Annotated in this window: 10 protein-coding genes and 1 pseudogene; 5 read left to right on the forward strand and 6 right to left on the reverse strand. The window is 72.8% G+C overall.

Annotated elements, in window-relative coordinates; genetic code table 11:
* Positions 1-412, forward strand: a pseudogene (locus ACIBPB_RS08030) (hypothetical protein); the annotation flags it as partial.
* 80 nt (positions 413-492) lie between these two features.
* Here ACIBPB_RS08030 and pulA read toward each other — a convergent pair.
* Together pulA and ACIBPB_RS08040 are read right to left on the reverse strand one after the other, a co-directional pair.
* Entirely contained in the window at positions 493-5,988 is a 5,496-nt protein-coding gene (pulA, locus tag ACIBPB_RS08035) for a pullulanase-type alpha-1,6-glucosidase (protein WP_396838857.1), read from the reverse strand.
* Between the two features lie 161 nt (positions 5,989-6,149).
* Entirely contained in the window at positions 6,150-6,851 is a 702-nt protein-coding gene (locus ACIBPB_RS08040) for a cellulose binding domain-containing protein (RefSeq protein WP_396838858.1), read from the reverse strand.
* Between the two features lie 480 nt (positions 6,852-7,331).
* Here ACIBPB_RS08040 and ACIBPB_RS08045 point away from each other — a divergent pair, with 480 nt between their 5' ends.
* Positions 7,332-8,792, forward strand: coding sequence for an APC family permease (locus tag ACIBPB_RS08045; RefSeq protein WP_396838859.1), 1,461 nt, complete (start codon positions 7,332-7,334; stop codon positions 8,790-8,792).
* A gap of 55 nt (positions 8,793-8,847) precedes the next feature.
* Here the strand turns inward: ACIBPB_RS08045 and ACIBPB_RS08050 are convergent, their stop codons facing one another.
* A complete protein-coding gene (locus ACIBPB_RS08050; RefSeq protein ID WP_396838860.1) occupies positions 8,848-10,575 on the reverse strand; it encodes a hypothetical protein in 1,728 nt (575 codons plus the stop codon).
* 270 nt (positions 10,576-10,845) lie between these two features.
* Between ACIBPB_RS08050 and ACIBPB_RS08055 the strand changes: the two genes are divergently transcribed.
* The gene (locus tag ACIBPB_RS08055; protein ID WP_396838861.1) at positions 10,846-12,075 is read left to right on the forward strand and encodes a histidine decarboxylase; all 1,230 of its coding nucleotides are present in this window, start codon (positions 10,846-10,848) and stop codon (positions 12,073-12,075) included.
* 6 nt (positions 12,076-12,081) lie between these two features.
* Here ACIBPB_RS08055 and ACIBPB_RS08060 read toward each other — a convergent pair whose 3' ends face one another.
* Positions 12,082-12,471: a hypothetical protein gene (locus ACIBPB_RS08060; RefSeq protein WP_396838863.1), complete on the reverse strand. Its 390-nt coding sequence runs from the start codon at positions 12,469-12,471 to the stop codon at positions 12,082-12,084.
* A 40-nt stretch (positions 12,472-12,511) separates the two neighbouring features.
* Complete coding sequence (locus tag ACIBPB_RS08065) at positions 12,512-13,210, reverse strand: hypothetical protein (RefSeq protein WP_396838864.1); 699 nt, start codon at positions 13,208-13,210, stop codon at positions 12,512-12,514.
* A gap of 19 nt (positions 13,211-13,229) precedes the next feature.
* Here ACIBPB_RS08065 and ACIBPB_RS08070 point away from each other — a divergent pair, with 19 nt between their 5' ends.
* Positions 13,230-13,421 (forward strand): hypothetical protein, encoded by a 192-nt coding sequence (locus ACIBPB_RS08070; protein ID WP_396838865.1) that lies wholly within the window; start codon positions 13,230-13,232, stop codon positions 13,419-13,421.
* Positions 13,422-13,460: 39 nt separating this feature from the next.
* On the opposite strand, the gene ACIBPB_RS08075 is transcribed toward ACIBPB_RS08070, so the two are convergent.
* Positions 13,461-13,829: an ArsC/Spx/MgsR family protein gene (locus tag ACIBPB_RS08075; protein ID WP_396838866.1), complete on the reverse strand. Its 369-nt coding sequence runs from the start codon at positions 13,827-13,829 to the stop codon at positions 13,461-13,463.
* A gap of 1,434 nt (positions 13,830-15,263) precedes the next feature.
* On the opposite strand from ACIBPB_RS08075, the gene ACIBPB_RS08080 reads away from it, so the two are divergent.
* Complete coding sequence (locus ACIBPB_RS08080) at positions 15,264-15,914, forward strand: C39 family peptidase (protein WP_396838868.1); 651 nt, start codon at positions 15,264-15,266, stop codon at positions 15,912-15,914.
* Positions 15,915-15,930 lie beyond the last annotated feature (16 nt).

Consider the following 15,930-nt stretch of genomic DNA (forward strand, 5'->3'; position numbering starts at 1 on the left):
CGAACACCACGACCAGGAAGCCACCGCCACCATCACCGACAGCTGGATCGTCGAGAACACCGCCGGACGCTTCGGCGGCGGCATCTTCAACGGCGACCAGAACGCCCGCATCGTCGAAGGCTTCCCGCAGAACCAGCACGGCGACGACGACAACGCCACCCTGACCCTGCGCAACACCGAGGTCAAGGGCAACACCGCCCTCAACGGCGGCGGCATCTTCAACAACAAGGGCACGGTCACCCTGAACCGCACCCACGTCACCAAGAACACCGCCACCGACCCGTCCAAGACCCACCGCGCCGCCGGCGGCATCCTCAACAACGAGGGCAAGGTCCGCCTCGACGACGAATCCACCATCACCAACAACGACCCCACCAACTGCGCCGGCACCGTCAAGGACTGCTTCAACTGACGGACGTACCGCGGCGCGAGCGCGCAACGGTCCGGCCCCCTGCCACCTGACGGTGGCAGGGGGCCGGACCCCGTTCGGCGTCAGCTCCGCACGAAGACCGCCACGCTGCGCGGCGGCACGGTGAACGTGCCGTCGGCCCGGTCGAACGAGGCGGTCCGCAGCGCCGGGTCGGCGGAGTCGCGCAGCACCGGGTGCAGCGCCACGTTCGCGCCGCGCAGGCCGGTCACCGTCTGCTTCGCCGTCGCCGGGGTGGCGTTGAAGACCACGGTCACCGACTGCCACGACCCGCCCAGCCCGCGGGCGTCCAGGGTCATGGTGAGCACGCCCGGGGTCTCCCGGTCACCGGAGAGCGGGAAGGCGACCCGCTGCTGCACCTGGCCGGCGGTGGCCAGCCCGAACACCGGCGAGGACCGGCGGATCTCCAGCAGCTCGGCGTACCGGGCGTCGGCCAGGCCGATCGCCGCGCAGTCGGGCACCAGTGCCGGGTCGGCCAGCAGCGGCTTCGCGTACGGCCACTTGTCCTTGTTGTCCTGCTCGGGCGGGAGGCCGGCGCCGAAGCCGTTGCCCTCGGCGCAGTCCCACCGGATCTGGTTGAACCAGTCCCCGGAGTTGTAGGAGTTGCGGTCCAGCGACTTGGAGCGCAACCGCTCCGAGCCGGCCGTGACGAACCCGGTGCCCTGCCCCAGCACCACCGTGCCCAGCGCGAGCACCTGCATCCGGGCCCGGTCCGGGGCCGAGGTGGCCTGCGGCAGCTTGTACGCCAGCGCGTCGTAGAGGATCTCGTTGTCGTGCGCGTCGACGTAGGTGACCGCCTCCCCGGGCGCCGCCGTGTAGCCGGCCGGCGAGCCGTTGTAGTCGACCTGAGCGCCGGTGACCCGCCGGCCCGAGGAGTCGGTGAACCGGTAGTCCCGCAGGTTGCCGGTCAGCCCCACCTTGATCAGGTCCTGCTGGTGCAGCAGCCGCGCCCGCTGCTCGGCGGCCGAGCCGTTGGCGCCGTCGCCGTTCGGGTCGGTGAACAGCCCGGACGCGAAGCCCTGCAGCCGCGGGTTGCCGTCGAACGGCCCGCCGCCGCGCACCGCGTCGCGGAGCCGGTCGTTGAACGTGCCGATCCCGGTGCCGGCCATGTTGGCCTGGGTGGCCTGCACGAACCGGGCGTCGTCGGCGACCTCGCCGAAGTTCCAGCCCTCGCCGTAGAGCAGGATCTTCTTCCCGTCCACCCCGTCGCGGGCGACGGTGAGCCGGTCCAGCGCGGCCCGGACGGCCAGGATGTTGGCCTTCGGGTGGTGGCCCATCAGGTCGAACCGGAAGCCGTCCACCTTGTACTGCTTCGCCCAGGTGACCAGGGAGTCCACCACGAGCTTGCCCATCATGGCGTGCTCGGGGGCGGTGTTGGCGCAGCAGGTCGAGTTGGCGACGCTGCCGTCCTCCAGCAACCGCTGGTAGTAGCCCGGCACGATCTGGTCGAGCACCGACTTCGGGTCGGTCCCCGCCGCCGAGGTGTGGTTGTAGACCACGTCCATCACCACGCGCAGGCCGGCCCGGTTGACGCCGGCGACCATCTGCCGGAACTCGGTGGTCCGCTTCGCCCCGGTCGGGTCGACGGCGTAGCCGCCCTCCGGCACCGTGTAGTGCAGCGGGTCGTACCCCCAGTTGTAGCCGTCGGTGTCGGCGACCGCCGCCACGCACTTCTGCTGCTGGTCGGAGTCCGGCGGCAGCGCGGCCAGGTCGCAGGCGGGCTGCTTCTGGTCGGCCCGCTTCTCGGGGATGGTGGCGAAGTCGAAGGCCGGCAGCAGGTGCAGGTAGTTCACGCCGGCGTCGCCGAGCGCCTTCAGGTGCCTCATGCCGGCCGTGTCCGGGTCGGTGAAGGCCAGGTAGGTCCCGCGCCGTTCGGCCGGTACGGTGCCGTCGGCGATGGAGAAGTCGCGGACCGACAGCTCCTGGATCTGCGCCTTCGCGGGTGGCACCGCGGCCGGTTTGCGCAGGTCGGCCCAGCCGGCCGGGGCCAGTGCCCGGTCGTTCAGGTCGACGATCTGGCTGTGTGTGGAGTCCGCCGCCAGCGCCACCGAGTACGGGTCGGTCACCGACGCGGTGACCACCTTCTGCGCCGCCGGCTGCCACGCCTCGACCTGGTAGCGGTAGTACTTGCCGGTCCAGGCCCGGCTGCCGCGTACCGACCAGACGCCGGTGCCGTCGTCGCGGCGCATCGCCACCGTCTTCGCCGGCGCGGTCGGCGAGTCGTAGAGCTGGAGCGACACCGCGCGGGCGGTGGGCGCCCAGACGGCCAGGGTCGGCACCCCGCCGGTGAAGGTCGGCCCGAGCCGCGCGTCGGTCGCGCCCCGGTAGACGTCGTCGAGCACGCCGGGGATCTGTACCCCCGTGGCGCCGAGCAGGCGCCCCTCGGCGTCCCGCTCGGTCACCACGAGTTGCCCGCGCAGCGCCGCCGGAACCTTGGCCAGGTCGGCCCGATCCAGGGTGAACGCGCGGTAGGCCCAGAGCTGGGGGTACGCCTGCCGCTGGGCCTCGGTGAGCCCGTTGCGCCGCGCGGCCAGCGGCAGGGTGGTGTACGTCCCGGTCAGCTCGCCGTCGGCGATGCCCAGCCCGCCGGTCGGTGCCGCCACCAGGGCGTACCGTTTGCCGTCGGTGGGGCCGGTCGACCAGGCGATGGTGGCGCGGTCGATCCACTGCGCCTTCTGCTTGGTGAGGTCGAGATCCTTGGCGACGCCGGAGGTGGTCGGCGGAAGCAGCCGGCCCTTGACCCCGGCCAGCAGCCAGACCTCGGGCCCGGCGGTGGCGAGGTCGAGCCGCTGGTCGTCCGGCTGGTCCTTGGTGTCGCCGCGGTGCACGATGTAGCTCAGCCCGGTGGCGCCGGCCGCGAGGGGCACCCGGAACACCGCCCCGTACGCGTCGATCTTCTCCGGCATGAGCGGGCTGCCCCAGTCCGTCGGGGTGGCCGCGCCGTCCCAGAGGTGCAGGCCCCAGCCGGCGTAGTCGCCGTCGGCCTTGCGCCAGTGGATGACCGCGGTGCTCGGGTCGGCCGGCGGGTCGGGCTCGCCGGTGGCGGCCTGCCGGGTCGGGTAGAGCGTCGGGTCGCCCTGCTTGACCCAGACCTCGCCGGTCTGTGTCACGTCGATGGTGCGGTCGTTCGCGACGTCCTTGGTCCCGTCGGAGTCGACCACGAGGAAGCCGACCGACGTGGCACCCGGCTTCAGCTTGACCCAGGCGAACCGGCCGTAGGAGTCCTCACCGGCGAACGGCTGCCCCTTCGGCCAGTCGGTCTGGTACGCCGGGTCGATGTCGCCCCAGGTGTAGAGGCCCCAGTCGGCGTACCCGCCGGCCGGGCGCTGGTAGTGCACGACCGCCCAGTCCCGCGACGCGCCCTGCGCCGGGGTGCCGACCACGCCGGTGGACCGGGTGGTGGCGAGGCGGCCCCGGCCGTCGCGGACCACGGCCTTGTACTCGACCTGCGTCCCGCCGGCCAGGCCGGTCAGGTCGTGGTGGACGGTGTACGGGGCCCGGTGCGCGCTGCCCAGCAGCGTCCACTTCCCGCCGGGCACCCGGGCGGCGAAGGTGACCGTCGCGAGCGGGTCGCCGGTGACCTGCGCGGTCACGGTGGCGGTGGTGGCGACCGGGGCGTCGCCCGGCGCGGTGAGGGTGATCGTCGGGGCGGCCCCGGCCGGCGGGATGGCCCGGTCGGCGCGGAGCACCACGGCCGACATGGCCGGCACGGTGACGGTCAGCTTGCCGTCGCCGGCCACCGTCGCGCTCGCCGCGCCGCCGTAGACGCCGGTGAAGCGCGCGCCGGCCGACCAGGTGTCCACCGTGACAGTCTGCGGGCTGGCGGCGTTGTTCACCGCTGCCACGTACTCGACCCGCTCGGACGGCTGGACCCGGGAGAAGGCGAAGACGCCGGGGCCGTCGGCGGCGTACCGGGTGACCTGGATGCCGTCGCGCAGCGCCGGGTGGGCCTGCCGCAGCCGGCCCAGCTCCGCGATGGTCCGGTACAGCGGGTGGCCGGTGTCGTACTGGTCGGCGGCGTGGGTGCGGGTGGTGCCGATCAGGTCGTCGTCGAGGTAGTCCGCGGTCTTCGAGGCGAACATGTCCTGCCGGGCGTCCTTGTCGCCGCCCGGGCCGGTGAAGCCCTGCTCGTCGCCGGAGTAGACGACGGGCTGGCCGCGGGTGAGGAACATCAGCTGGTGGGCGACCTGGTCCCGGTTGAGCTGGGCGGCGTCGTCCCCGCCGGTCGCCGCGATGAAGGAGCCGATCCGGCCCATGTCGTGGTTGCCGAGGAAGGTGGTGAGCCGGTTGGCGTCGGTGTTCCGCGCGGCGTACAGGTCGTCCCTCGCGTACACGTCGGCGAGCGCCTTGGCGGAGCCGTCGGCGGCGGCGTAGCCGCGGGCGGCCTCCTGGAAGGAGAAGTCCAGGGTGGCCGGCAGCCCGCCGCGCCGCACGTACGTCGACTCGATCTCCTGGTCGGCGCTGTAGACCTCGCCGAACATGAAGAAGTCCGGCTTGCCGGCCCGGGCGGCGGCGGCGTTGATGCCGCGGGTGAACTGCGGCCAGAAGTCGAGGTTGGTGTGCTTGACGGTGTCCAGCCGGAAGCCGTCCACGCCGGCCCGGCCGATCCACTGCGCGTAGATGTCGGTCATGCCGCGGACCACCTCGGGGCGCTCGGTCCAGAGGTCGTCCAGCCCGTAGAAGTCGCCGTACTCGCTGTTCTCCCCGGCGAAGGTGGAGTCGCCGCGGTTGTGGTACATGGTCGGGTCGTTGAGCCACGCCGGGACCTTGACCTTCGCGTCGGCCGGGCTGGCGAAGGTCGGCGTGTACGGGAAGGACTCCTTGTCGACCCGCGGGAAGGCGCGGGTGCCGTCGGCGTAGTTGCGGTCCTCGAAGGCCCGGCCCTGCGCGTCGGTGTACGGCGCGGTCTTCTTGTCCACGTAGCCGTACTTGTCCTCGGCGTACCGGATCACGTCGGCGGTGTGGTTGGCGATGATGTCGAGGTAGACCTTGATCCCGCGCCGGTGCGCGAGGTCGACCAGCTTCTTCAGCTCGGCGTTGGTGCCGAAGTGCGGGTCGACCTGGGTGAAGTCGGTGATCCAGTAGCCGTGGTAACCGGCCGAGACGTCGGCGCCGGTGCCCTGCACGGGCCGGTTCTTGAAGATCGGGGCGAGCCAGATGGCCGTGGTGCCCAGGCCCTGGATGTAGTCCAGCTTGTCGATGAGGCCGTTGAGGTCACCGCCGTGGTAGAAGCCCTTGTCCGTCGGATCCAGGCCGGTGGCGAGCCGGTCGCCGGTCAAGCCACCGGTGTCGTTGCTCCGGTCGCCGTTGGCGAACCGGTCCGGCAGGACGAAGTAGAACTGCTCGGCCTTGGCGTCGTCGTTGCCGGCCTTGAGCAGCGTCTCGGCGGACGGCTCGGTGCGCCACTGGGGTGCGCCGGCGGCGGCCAGCACGTCGGGGGTGGCGGGTACGCCGCCGTCGGCACCCAGCTGGTGGATGGCCACCGGCACGCCGACGAGGGTGAGCACCAGGGAGGAGACCAAGGCCAGCAGGGCCTTGCGAGATATCGGCGGGGGTTTCATCGACGGCCTTTCTCTGGTCGCTGATTCGCCCGCACGCTAGCCCTTGCCGAAACATTCTGCAATACCTTGCAAACCAGGTCGCAACAAAGCAGCAACCTTGCGAAAGCGCAGCATGAGCGATCTGCGGACCTACCGGCGTACCGCCGACGGCGGTCGATGCGTCAGCCGACGGTGCAGGGCGACCCGTCGACCGTGCAACTGGCCGGCCGGGTGGTGCCGGTGTTCTCGGCGTGGAAACGCAACCGCACCACCTCGCCCGGCTTCAGGTCCACACCGCTGCGATAGGTGAAGACACCGTCGACGACCGTGGCGGTCCCCTGCTCGGCGCCCTCCACCCAGGACGTGACGACCCGTCCGCGCGAGAAGGACAGCCGGACCGTCCAGCCCCGGGCGGCGCCGGCGGTGTTGGTGAGCCGCACCTGGCCGATGAAGCCACCGTCGAAGCTGCTCACCACCCCGTACCGGCCGGTCACCGCGGAGGACACGACCGGCGAGGCCGCCGAGGCCGGCGGTGGGGTGGCGGACCTCGGCGGGACCGGCCGGTCGCCGCCGGGAGTCCGGGTGGCCGACGCGCTCGACGTCGGCCGGCCGGAGAGCGCCGTCGACCGGGGTGACACCCGGGGCGCCACCGGAGCCGCGGCGGAGGTCGGCGGGGCCGACGCCGTGGTGGCCGCCAGGGCGGGCAGCGTCATCCGCCCGTCCGGTGGCAGCGGCGCATCGGCGTACGGACGCCGGCTCCGGGTCGCGCCCAGCGCGACGAGCAGCAGCACCACCATGACGAGCACGCCGATCGAGACCACGATCCAGGGCGACGACGCGATGGCGGCGCCGGCCGACGGGCGGGCACGCCGCGTGCGGGACATGATCCTCCCCCTGTTCCGGGGGTCAGCGTACCCCCAGCTGCCCCGTCGCGGCGCCAGCGTAGCCAGGGACAACGGCCGTTCCCAGCCGGGCCGGGGCGATCCGCCCGTCCGGTCGACGCGAGCCGGAGAACGGATGACCGGTGCGCGGCGGTTCGGCCCGGCCGCCCGGGGATCCGGCCGGTGCCGGACAGCCGGACGGCACCTCGACCGGGACGGCGAATCGGGGATGTGCCGACACGCCGCGCATCCGATGGACCGCAGCGCGTTGTCGGCTACGCTGTCCGGGCTCATCGATTGGAGATCCATAAATGGCTCGATTCCGGGCGATGTCGCGCAAGCTCGGATCGTCGGTCCACTGTGAATGACCAGTCGGCGGGCCCACCCCTCGCAGCACCGGCCGCGACCGGGGCCACGCCCGGCCGCCGGCCCACCCGTCCCATCCCGACAACCCATCCCTCACCCCGACTCGGAGCACCCCCCATGCAGATTGCCAGCGCGCCAACCGGGCTGATCCGCAAGTCCCTCGGGACCAGCGCCCTGTTGGTGTTCAGTGCGACCGCCTCCTCCCCCATGGCCGTGCTCGCCGGTGCGATCGTCGCCACGTACGCCTCGACCGGCGTCACCGGCACACCGCTCGGCTTCCTCGTGATGGCGGCCGCGTTGCTCTTCTTCTCCGTGGGTTACCTCGCGATGGCCCGCTACGTCTCCAGCGCCGGGGTCTTCTACGCCGCCCTCGCGGCCGGCTTCGGACGCTTCTGGGGCGTGGTCGCGGCCCCCGTCGTGCTGCTGGGCTACAACGCCATCCAGATCTGCCTGTACGGCCTGCTCGGCGCGGTGGCCAGCGGCAGCCTCGGCGGCGCCTGGTGGCTCTGGGCGCTCGTCGCCTGGGCCGCCGTCGCGCTGATCGGCGTGTTGAAGTCCCGGATCAGCGTCGGCCTGCTCGGCGCGGTGCTGGCCGTGGAGGTCGCCGTCATCCTGCTGTTCATCCTGGTCTCGTTCGCCAACCCGGCCGGCGGCACGGTCAGCTTCGCGCCCCTGAGCCCGGGCAACCTGCTGGTGCCCGGCATCGGTGGTGTGGTCGCCTTCTGCGCGGCGTCCTTCGTCGGCTACGAGTCCGCCGCCGTCTACTCCGAGGAGTCGCGGTCGCCGCAGGCGGTCTCCCGGGCCGCCTACTCCGCGCTGATCCTGCTCGGCCTGCTCTACGCCCTCGCGGCGTGGGCGCTGGCCGTGGCGGTCGGGCCGGACCGGGTGGTCGACGAGTCCCGCGACCCGGCCTCCGGGCTGCCCTTCTCGATCCTGGAGACGCACGCCAGCCCGCTGCTCGGCAGCGTGGCGACCGCCCTCGTGGTGACCAGCGTCTTCGCCGCCATGGTCAGCTTCCACAACTCGATCGCCCGGTACGCCTTCAGCCTGGGCCGGGAGCGGGTGCTGCCGGCGGTGTTCGAGCGGATCGGCCGGGGCGGCGCGCCGGTCGCCGGCTCGGTGCTCCAGTCGGCCGTCGCGCTGCCGGTGATCCTGATCTTCGCGCTCACCGGCGCCGACCCGGTGGCCATCATGTTCAGCTGGCTCTCCGGCGTCGCGGCCATCGCGGTCCTGCTGATGATGGCGGTCACCTCGCTCGCCGCGGTCGCCTTCTTCCGCAAGGGCGGCGGCTCCACGGAGAGCGCCTGGCAGCGTACGGTCGCGCCGCTGATCGGCGCGGTGCTGGTCGGCGCGGCGCTGCTGACCACCCTGGTCAACCTCTCCGCCGTGCTCGGCACCCCGGCGGACTCGGCCACCAAGTGGCTGGTCCCCGGTGCGGTCGCGCTGGCCGTGGCGGTCGGCCTCGGCTGGGCGTCGGTGCTGCGGGCCACCCGCCCCGAGGTGCTGGAGAACGTCGGGCAGGGGCAGCCGCGGCCGCTCGCCGTGATCGAGCAGGACCTGGTCGGTCGCTCCCTCTGACCGGCACACCACGGCCCGCCCCCGGACCCCGGGGGCGGGCCGTTCCTCGTGCTGGTCAGCGGCGGCGGCGACCGCCGGCCACGGTGGCCGAGGTGACCGCCGCCTTGCGCTCCTGACCGAGCATCGCCAGCTGGTTGAGGCGCCGCAGCCAGGGCCAGGCCGGATCCGCCTGCTGCTCCGCGGTGAACGGCCGCCAACTGCGGTACTCCACCCCGCCGCTGGTGAAGTGCGGGAAGCTGGCGTAGACCTCGACGTGCTCGTGGGAGCGGGCCGGCCGGTCGAGCAGGAGCAGGTTGCCGTCGGCGAGCGCCACCAGACACCGGCCGGGGATGCCCATACCGCCGCCGCTCGCCACCACCTCCTCGGCCACCCGCTCGTCGCCGAGCAGGGTGGACACGGCGACGCCGACGTAGGTGGCGCCGGCGGGCATCGGCTCCGCGGTCTGGGTCATCTGGGCCACCGGGTCGAAGACCCCGCCGTCGGCGAGGTAACCCTTGGCGATCTCGGTGAGCTCCTGCAACAGGGCCGGCAGATCCTGGACGTCGTCGCCGTCCCGGAACAGCCGGGACGCCGCCTTGATCTCGAAGTAGGGGCGGCGCGGGGTGGAGAAGGCCGGATCCAGGCAGGTGTAGAGGAAGACCAGGGCGTGCGGCCCGACCGGCTTGGTCCGGCGCAGGTCCCAGTAGTGCGAGGCGTGCAGCGCGTTGGCGTACTGCACGCGGTGCACCAGCGCCTGCCGGATCTGGTTCTGCACCGCCGGTCCGGAGTAGCCGTCGGCGACCTGCTCCGCCCCGCCCAGCCCGCCGGGACCGCCCAGCCCGCCGAGGCCACCAGGACCACCGAGGCCACCGGGACCGCCGAATTCACCAGGGCCGCCGAGGCCACCGGCACCGCCGGGGACGCCGGGGCCGGTGGGGGTGGCCGACCAGGCCGCGGGCGCCGGACGGCCGCTCGCCGGGCGGCCTGGGTCACCGGTCGGCTCGGCCGGCGACCGGAAACCCGGGTCGGGCATCCGGTGCCGCGGCACTTCCCCGGTGCGGTAGGCGGCCGCCTCCGGGGCGAAGGAGGCCGGCGGCGGGGCGTACCCCGGACCGGTCGCCACGCCCCGGCTGGTTGCCGGCGCCGGGCCACTGTAGCGGGACCGGTCGGTCACGGCGGCGTGCCCGGCAGTCTCCTGAGTGGAGTAACCACCGGGTTCCTGAGGCGCATAGCCGGCGGATTCCTGAGCTCCGTAGCGGCCAGTCTCCGGCGCGGCGTAACCGGCGGTCGGCTGAGCGCCGTAGCCACCGGTTCCCGGAGCGGCATACCCGGCGGCGTCCTGGGCGCCGTAGCGACCGCTCTCCTGCGCGGGGTAACCGCCGGCCTGCTGCGCGGCGTGACCCGCGGCGTCCTGGGCGCCGTAGCCCGCGGCCCGCTGCGCGCCATAGCCCGCCGTCCCCTGGGCGCCGTAGCCCGCGGCCTCCTGCGCGGCGTAGCCGGCGGCCTCGTGGGCGCGATAGGGGGGCCCGGGCGCACCGGGGTGGCCGGCGGGCGCCTGGCCGGTCGACGCCGCACGGTAGCCGCGGGGGTCCTGGGCGTCCCGGTCCGGCCCGGCCGGGACGCCGCCGTAGCCCTGCTCCGGGCCGCCGGTCGCGGGGAAGCGCTGGACGCCGTCCCGCAGCCACCGGGCCGGCGGCGGAACCGGGGGTGTCGCCGGTCGGTGTGTCGACCCGCGGGTCGCGCCGTGGTCCCGGGGGTCCTCGTAAGACGGACGCGGCAGCGGCGACCGGTGATCCTGCGACACGTGGAAGCTCCTGGCTAGCTGGGATTCGCCCGGCCGATGATCTCACTGTACGCACCGGCTTATCAACCGTACGCACACAATGCCCAGGCCACGGCGATCTGACTCGCGGCTCAGGAAGGGAGCGCCACCGTCGACAGTGGCCGGTGCCCAGGTCAGGCCGATGGGGACGGCAATTATGGACAATTGGTGGCCAAGTTCGTAACGCTTGCCTGCTCTCCGTGACTCATGGTCCACTCTTTGCTCCGAGCACCCGTGATGAGGAGCGCCCCGTTGCCAGCCGACCCGCGTCGCGACGAGTCCGCCACCGATCCACAGGAGCTCCTCGCCGACATCGCGGCACTGCGGGCGGCCGTCGCCGCCGGTCGGGGCACCCACGTCGGCTTCCCGGTCGCCACCGACATCGACTACAGCCCGCTCGCCCCGATCTTCGGCGCCCTGTTGAACAACATCGGCGACCCGTGGACCGACCCGGCCGGCGCCAACCACACCAAGCGCTACGAGCGGGAGGTGCTGGACTGGTTCGGCGACCTGTTCCAGGCGCCCGCCGACGACCGGTGGGGCTATCTGACCTCCGGCGGCACCGAGGGCAACCTCTACGCCCTCTACCTGGCCCGCCACCGGTTCCCGAAGGGCCTGGTCTACTACTCCGCCGACGCGCACTACTCGGTGCCGAAGTGCGTCGACATCCTCGGCCTGGACGCGGTGGCGATCCGCACCGACGAGCGCGGCGAGGTCGACTACGACGACCTCGCCCGGATGATCGAGCAGCACCGGGACCGTCCGGCGATCGTCGTGGCGACCTGCGGCACCACGATGACCGAGGCCGCCGACGACGTGCCGCGCATCCGGCGCCTGCTCGGCCGGGCCGCGGTCCGGCACCACCTGCACGTCGACGGGGCTCTCGCCGGCGTGCCGCTGGCGCTGGCCGACGGCCGGGCCGCGCTGCGGCTGGACGGCACGGCCGACAGCATCTCCGTCTCCGGTTACAAGTTCCTCGGCACGCCGGTGCCCTGCGGCGTGGTGCTGACCCGCCGCACCCTCCAGCAGCAACTCGGGCAGACGCCCAACTACACCGCCACGGTGGACACCACCATCAGCGGCTCGCGCAGCGGCCATCCGGCCCTGCTGCTCTGGTACGCGATCCGCAGCCTCGGCCGGCACGGCCTGCGCGAGCGCGCCGACCGCGCCCGGGAGCTGGCCGCGTACGCGGTCGACCGGCTCAACGAGGCGAACTGGCCGGCCTGGCGACACGAGCACGCGTTCACCGTCGTCTTCCCCACCCCGCCCGCGACGGTCACCGAGAAGTGGGTGCTCGCCAGCAGCGCCGGCCGCAGCCACCTGATCTGCATGCCCGGGGTGACCAAGGAGACCATCGACGAGTTCGTCGCCGACCTCGCCGCGGCGGTGGCGCCGCGCCGGGCCCGACGCCGGGCGCAGCCCTCCCCGCCCACGCCGGTCCGGCCGGTCGGGTCGGTCCACCCGGCGCCCTGTCCGGGCTGATCCGCCTCAGGCGGTCCGGATCACCGTGCAGATGGCCGGGCCCTCGTCAGTGGAGCGCAGCAGGTAGCGGTAGCGCTCCCCCGGCACCGTCCGGCCCTGGCTGTCCAGGAACTCCCACCGCACCGCCACCTCGGTGAGCAGCACGGAAAGCTGCTGCACGTCCTCGATCTGCGCGTGCGCCGCGATCAGCTCGCGCTCCTGGTAGTCGGGTGCCGCGCCGACGAAACTGAGCGCCACGGCCGCCGGCGAGGTGAACGAGAAGCTGTACGTGTCCGCGACCACCAGCCCCGGCAGCGCGTAGCAGCCGGCGATGGCGGGCACGTCGGCGGTGGTCAGCGCCACCCCGTACCGGCCGAAGAAGTCGGTCAGCGCGTCCAGGTCCGTCGAAGCCGTCACGAGGCTCACCATTACCGGTGGGCGGTGCCGGCAAACCTGGTCAGCGCGGCGGGATCCGTACCTCGATCTCCGCGCCGAGCTGGGCGCCCCCGGTCAGGTCCAGGTCGTCGCCGCTCCAGAACCGGCCCGGGTCGTACCAGTTGGGCCGTCGGCCGGCGGGCAGCAACCCCATCGCCTCGTAGGTCACCGCGACCACCTCGGCGCAGTAGGCCGTCTCCAACGCCCGGTCGCGCACCGGCACCACCCCGTCCCCACCCGACCGATCCACCTCGGCCGGCGCGCCACGGTCCGCACTGGACCGACCCCGGCGGCGCAGCTCCGGCACCCGGCCCCGGGCCCAGCGCCAGGCGAGCTGGGCGGTGGACGGGAACGGGGTGCCGTCGAGGCGGGCCACCGTGCGCAGCACGGCCTCCTCCATGGCCGGGCCGGCCGGCGGGTCGAGCTGACGCAGCCAGGCCCGCTGGCCGTACCGGTTGGCCCAGACGCAGACCGCGTCCCGCAGGTCGTGCAGCTGCACGCCGCGCTGGTGGCTGCCGGTCCACATGTCCGGCAGCGACCGGCCCAGCTCCGCGTGCCACATCAGCGGCGGCATGTCGTCCAGCACCACCGCCATCCCCACATGGTTCACCGGGCTGTTGGTGGTGAACTGGATGGCCCGGTCGGGCATGCTGCGCCCCCGGAACACCCACAGGTCGCCGGTGCGGGTCAGCTCCACGGCCTCGTCCAGGCTGATGCTCATGAAGGACTACCCTAGGCCGATGCGGCAACGGATGCGGTGGTGGAAGGTGCTCGGACTGGCCGGCCTCGCCGGCGTCGCGGCGACCGGCGTCGTCGTGGCCCGGGCCGAGCGGCGGCGGCGGGCGTACACCCCGGAGGAGATCCGGGAGCGGTTGCGCGAGCGGCACGCCAAGGCGGCCGGAGCCACCACCCGCGCCGACGACAGGCCCTGACCGCTCGCACGCCCCCGCACCGCCGCGTCGAGGGCGGCGTCAGCCGTCGCTGCGGCGGACTGCCTCGTCCAGCGACTCCGGGGTACGGCCGACCAGCGCGCTGCCGTCGTCGAGCAGCAGGATCGGGCGCTGGATGAGTTCCGGATGCGCGACCAGGGCGTCGATCCAGCGTGCCTCGGTGTCGTCGTCGCGCGCCCAGTCGGCCATGCCGAGGGCCACCGCGGCCGGTTCGCCGGTCCGGCAGATGTCCCACGCCCGGGCGTCCAGCCGACGCAGCACCTCGGTCACCTCGGCCACGCTCGGCGGCTCGGTCAGGTACGCCCGCAGCCGATAGGGCACCTGCGCCTCGTCCAGCGTGGCGCGCGCGGTAGCGCACTTCGAGCAGGACGGGTTGTGCCAGATCTCCATGCCCGACATCCTGGCAGACCCCGGACCCTCCGACCTGGACACCCGTCCGGCCAAGACGGCCGCCCGGGTGCGGTACAGCGCGCACGAGATGCGGCATTCCGTGCCATCCCCGAACCGGGATACACCGACGTGCCGCAACCGGAGTCGATCACCAGCCCTGAAAGCCGCGCCGGTCCTCACGTTTCACAATCCGGGCATAGGGCCCAGCCGGGCATGGGGTGAAGGCTCCCAGGCGCGTCACCGCATTCGGACATGCAGCCGTCCGTTGGGCGACCAGACGGCTCGGCCTGGTCGCCTGGGCCGGCGCCCTTCCGCTCGCTACTGATCTGATGACGTGAACGACTCACCGCCACAGTCCGCTGATCCGCGACGGGATGCGGCAAACGGGGCCATCCGGCGCCGAGGAAGCACCAGATCGCCGCAACCCGGGCAGACCAGCCTCCCGCCCGACGCGGCACCCGGGGCCGGTGTCCTCCACCTCGCTACTGGTCTGTTGACCTGAACGACTCGCCGTCACGGCGGCCAGCCGGTCATCGCGGCTGATCCGCGCCGGGATGCGGCAAGTGGGGGTGTCCGGCGTCGAGGAAGCACCGGATCGCCGCAACTGGGGTGGATCATCCTCCCGCCTGATGCGGCAGCCGGGGCCGGTGTCCTTCCGCTCGCTACTGGTCTGTTGACCTGAACGACTCGCCGTCACGGCGGCCAGCCGGTCATCGCGGCTGATCCGCGCCGGGATGCGGTAAACGGGGCCATCCGGCGTCGAGGAAGCACCGGATCGCCGCAACCGGGGTGGATCATCCTCTTCGTGCCCCGCTGTGGGTCGTTTCCGCCATCGAGGTCGGTAGTGTCCGGGACCCCCATCCCGGGCCGTGGCGACGGGCATGGTCGGCTCATCCGAATTCGGCTGGTGGGTGGTGGTGGCCGTTGGGTGGTTTGGGGCCTGGTGTGCCGTGGTCGGGGCCACCCGCAGGGCGGAATCATGCCGGGGTCGGGGTCGTTGAACATGGCAGGCCGTAGAGCAGCCCCGCCCCCAGGGTGCGGAAGCGCCGGCCGGAATGATCGGCCACCGGCCGTCGTTATACCCCCGGACCGCGCACCACCCCGGTCAAGCCGAGGGGAACGATCCCCGGCCCCGGGCCGTTACATCCCCCGGACCGTGCACCACCCGGTCCACCCGGGGTCAAGCCGAGGGGAACGATCCCCGGCCCCGGGTCGTTACATCCCCCGGGATCGTGCACCACCGGTCCACCCCCGGATATCGGCAAGGCCGAGGGAATCACTTCCCCGCCGCCGACGGTTACACCCCCCGGCACGCCCGAGCAGGTCACCGACCGCCAGGCATCCCCAAAGACTTTCCCCCCCCTTTTGCGCGCGGCAGCAGACACCCCCCTTTGTGTGGCTGTCGCGTCACCCCCGATCAGAGAGGCACTCATCATGCGTACCACTCTGCTGCGTAACACCGTCCTGACCGCCGCCGGCTTCGCCGCCACCGCCGGTGGGATCGCCGGCCCCGCCATCGCCGCCCACGCCGCCCCCGCGGAGAAGACCACGCAGGTCAGCACCGACCGCAAGGGCCACGGCGAGCGCGAACTCGACGTCCGCTACGAGGCCCAGCCCAACTTCTACTACTGCGGCCCCGCCGCCACCCGCAACGCCCTGTCCGTGCTCGGTAAGAACATCGACGTGGACGCCATGGCCAAGGAAATGGGCACCACCGAGGCCGGCACCAACAGCATCAACGACATCACCCCCGTCCTGAACAAGGAAACCGGCAAGCACTACCGGTCGGTGGAAATCAAGGACAGCAAGGCCGACGACAAGCAGACCGACACCCTGCGCGCCGACATCGTGCGCACCGTCGACGACGGCCGCGCCGTGGTCGCCAACATCGCCGGCACCACCACCGACACCGACGGCAACACCCACTCCTTCGAAGGCGGCCACTACATCAGCGTCACCGGCTACCACGACAACGGCCACACCGTCACCATCGCCGACAGCGCCAACCCGAACACCGCCTCCTACCGCATCAGCGTCGACAACCTCGCCGACTGGATCGCCACCCGCGGCTACAGCGCCTCCTGACGATCCGAGCACCACT

It is taken from the genome of Micromonospora sp. NPDC049836 (assembly GCF_044465125.1).
Lineage (GTDB): Bacteria > Actinomycetota > Actinomycetes > Mycobacteriales > Micromonosporaceae > Micromonospora.

Coding starts and splice junctions, on each gene's coding strand:
- ACIBPB_RS08040 (WP_396838858.1), bottom strand. CDS start 6,851: ATGTCCCGCACGCGGCGTGCCCGCCCGTCGGCCGGCGCCGCCATCGCG.
- ACIBPB_RS08080 (WP_396838868.1), top strand. CDS start 15,264: ATGCGTACCACTCTGCTGCGTAACACCGTCCTGACCGCCGCCGGCTTC.
- ACIBPB_RS08075 (WP_396838866.1), bottom strand. CDS start 13,829: ATGGAGATCTGGCACAACCCGTCCTGCTCGAAGTGCGCTACCGCGCGC.
- pulA (WP_396838857.1), bottom strand. CDS start 5,988: ATGAAACCCCCGCCGATATCTCGCAAGGCCCTGCTGGCCTTGGTCTCC.
- ACIBPB_RS08045 (WP_396838859.1), top strand. CDS start 7,332: ATGCAGATTGCCAGCGCGCCAACCGGGCTGATCCGCAAGTCCCTCGGG.
- ACIBPB_RS08070 (WP_396838865.1), top strand. CDS start 13,230: ATGCGGCAACGGATGCGGTGGTGGAAGGTGCTCGGACTGGCCGGCCTC.
- ACIBPB_RS08065 (WP_396838864.1), bottom strand. CDS start 13,210: ATGAGCATCAGCCTGGACGAGGCCGTGGAGCTGACCCGCACCGGCGAC.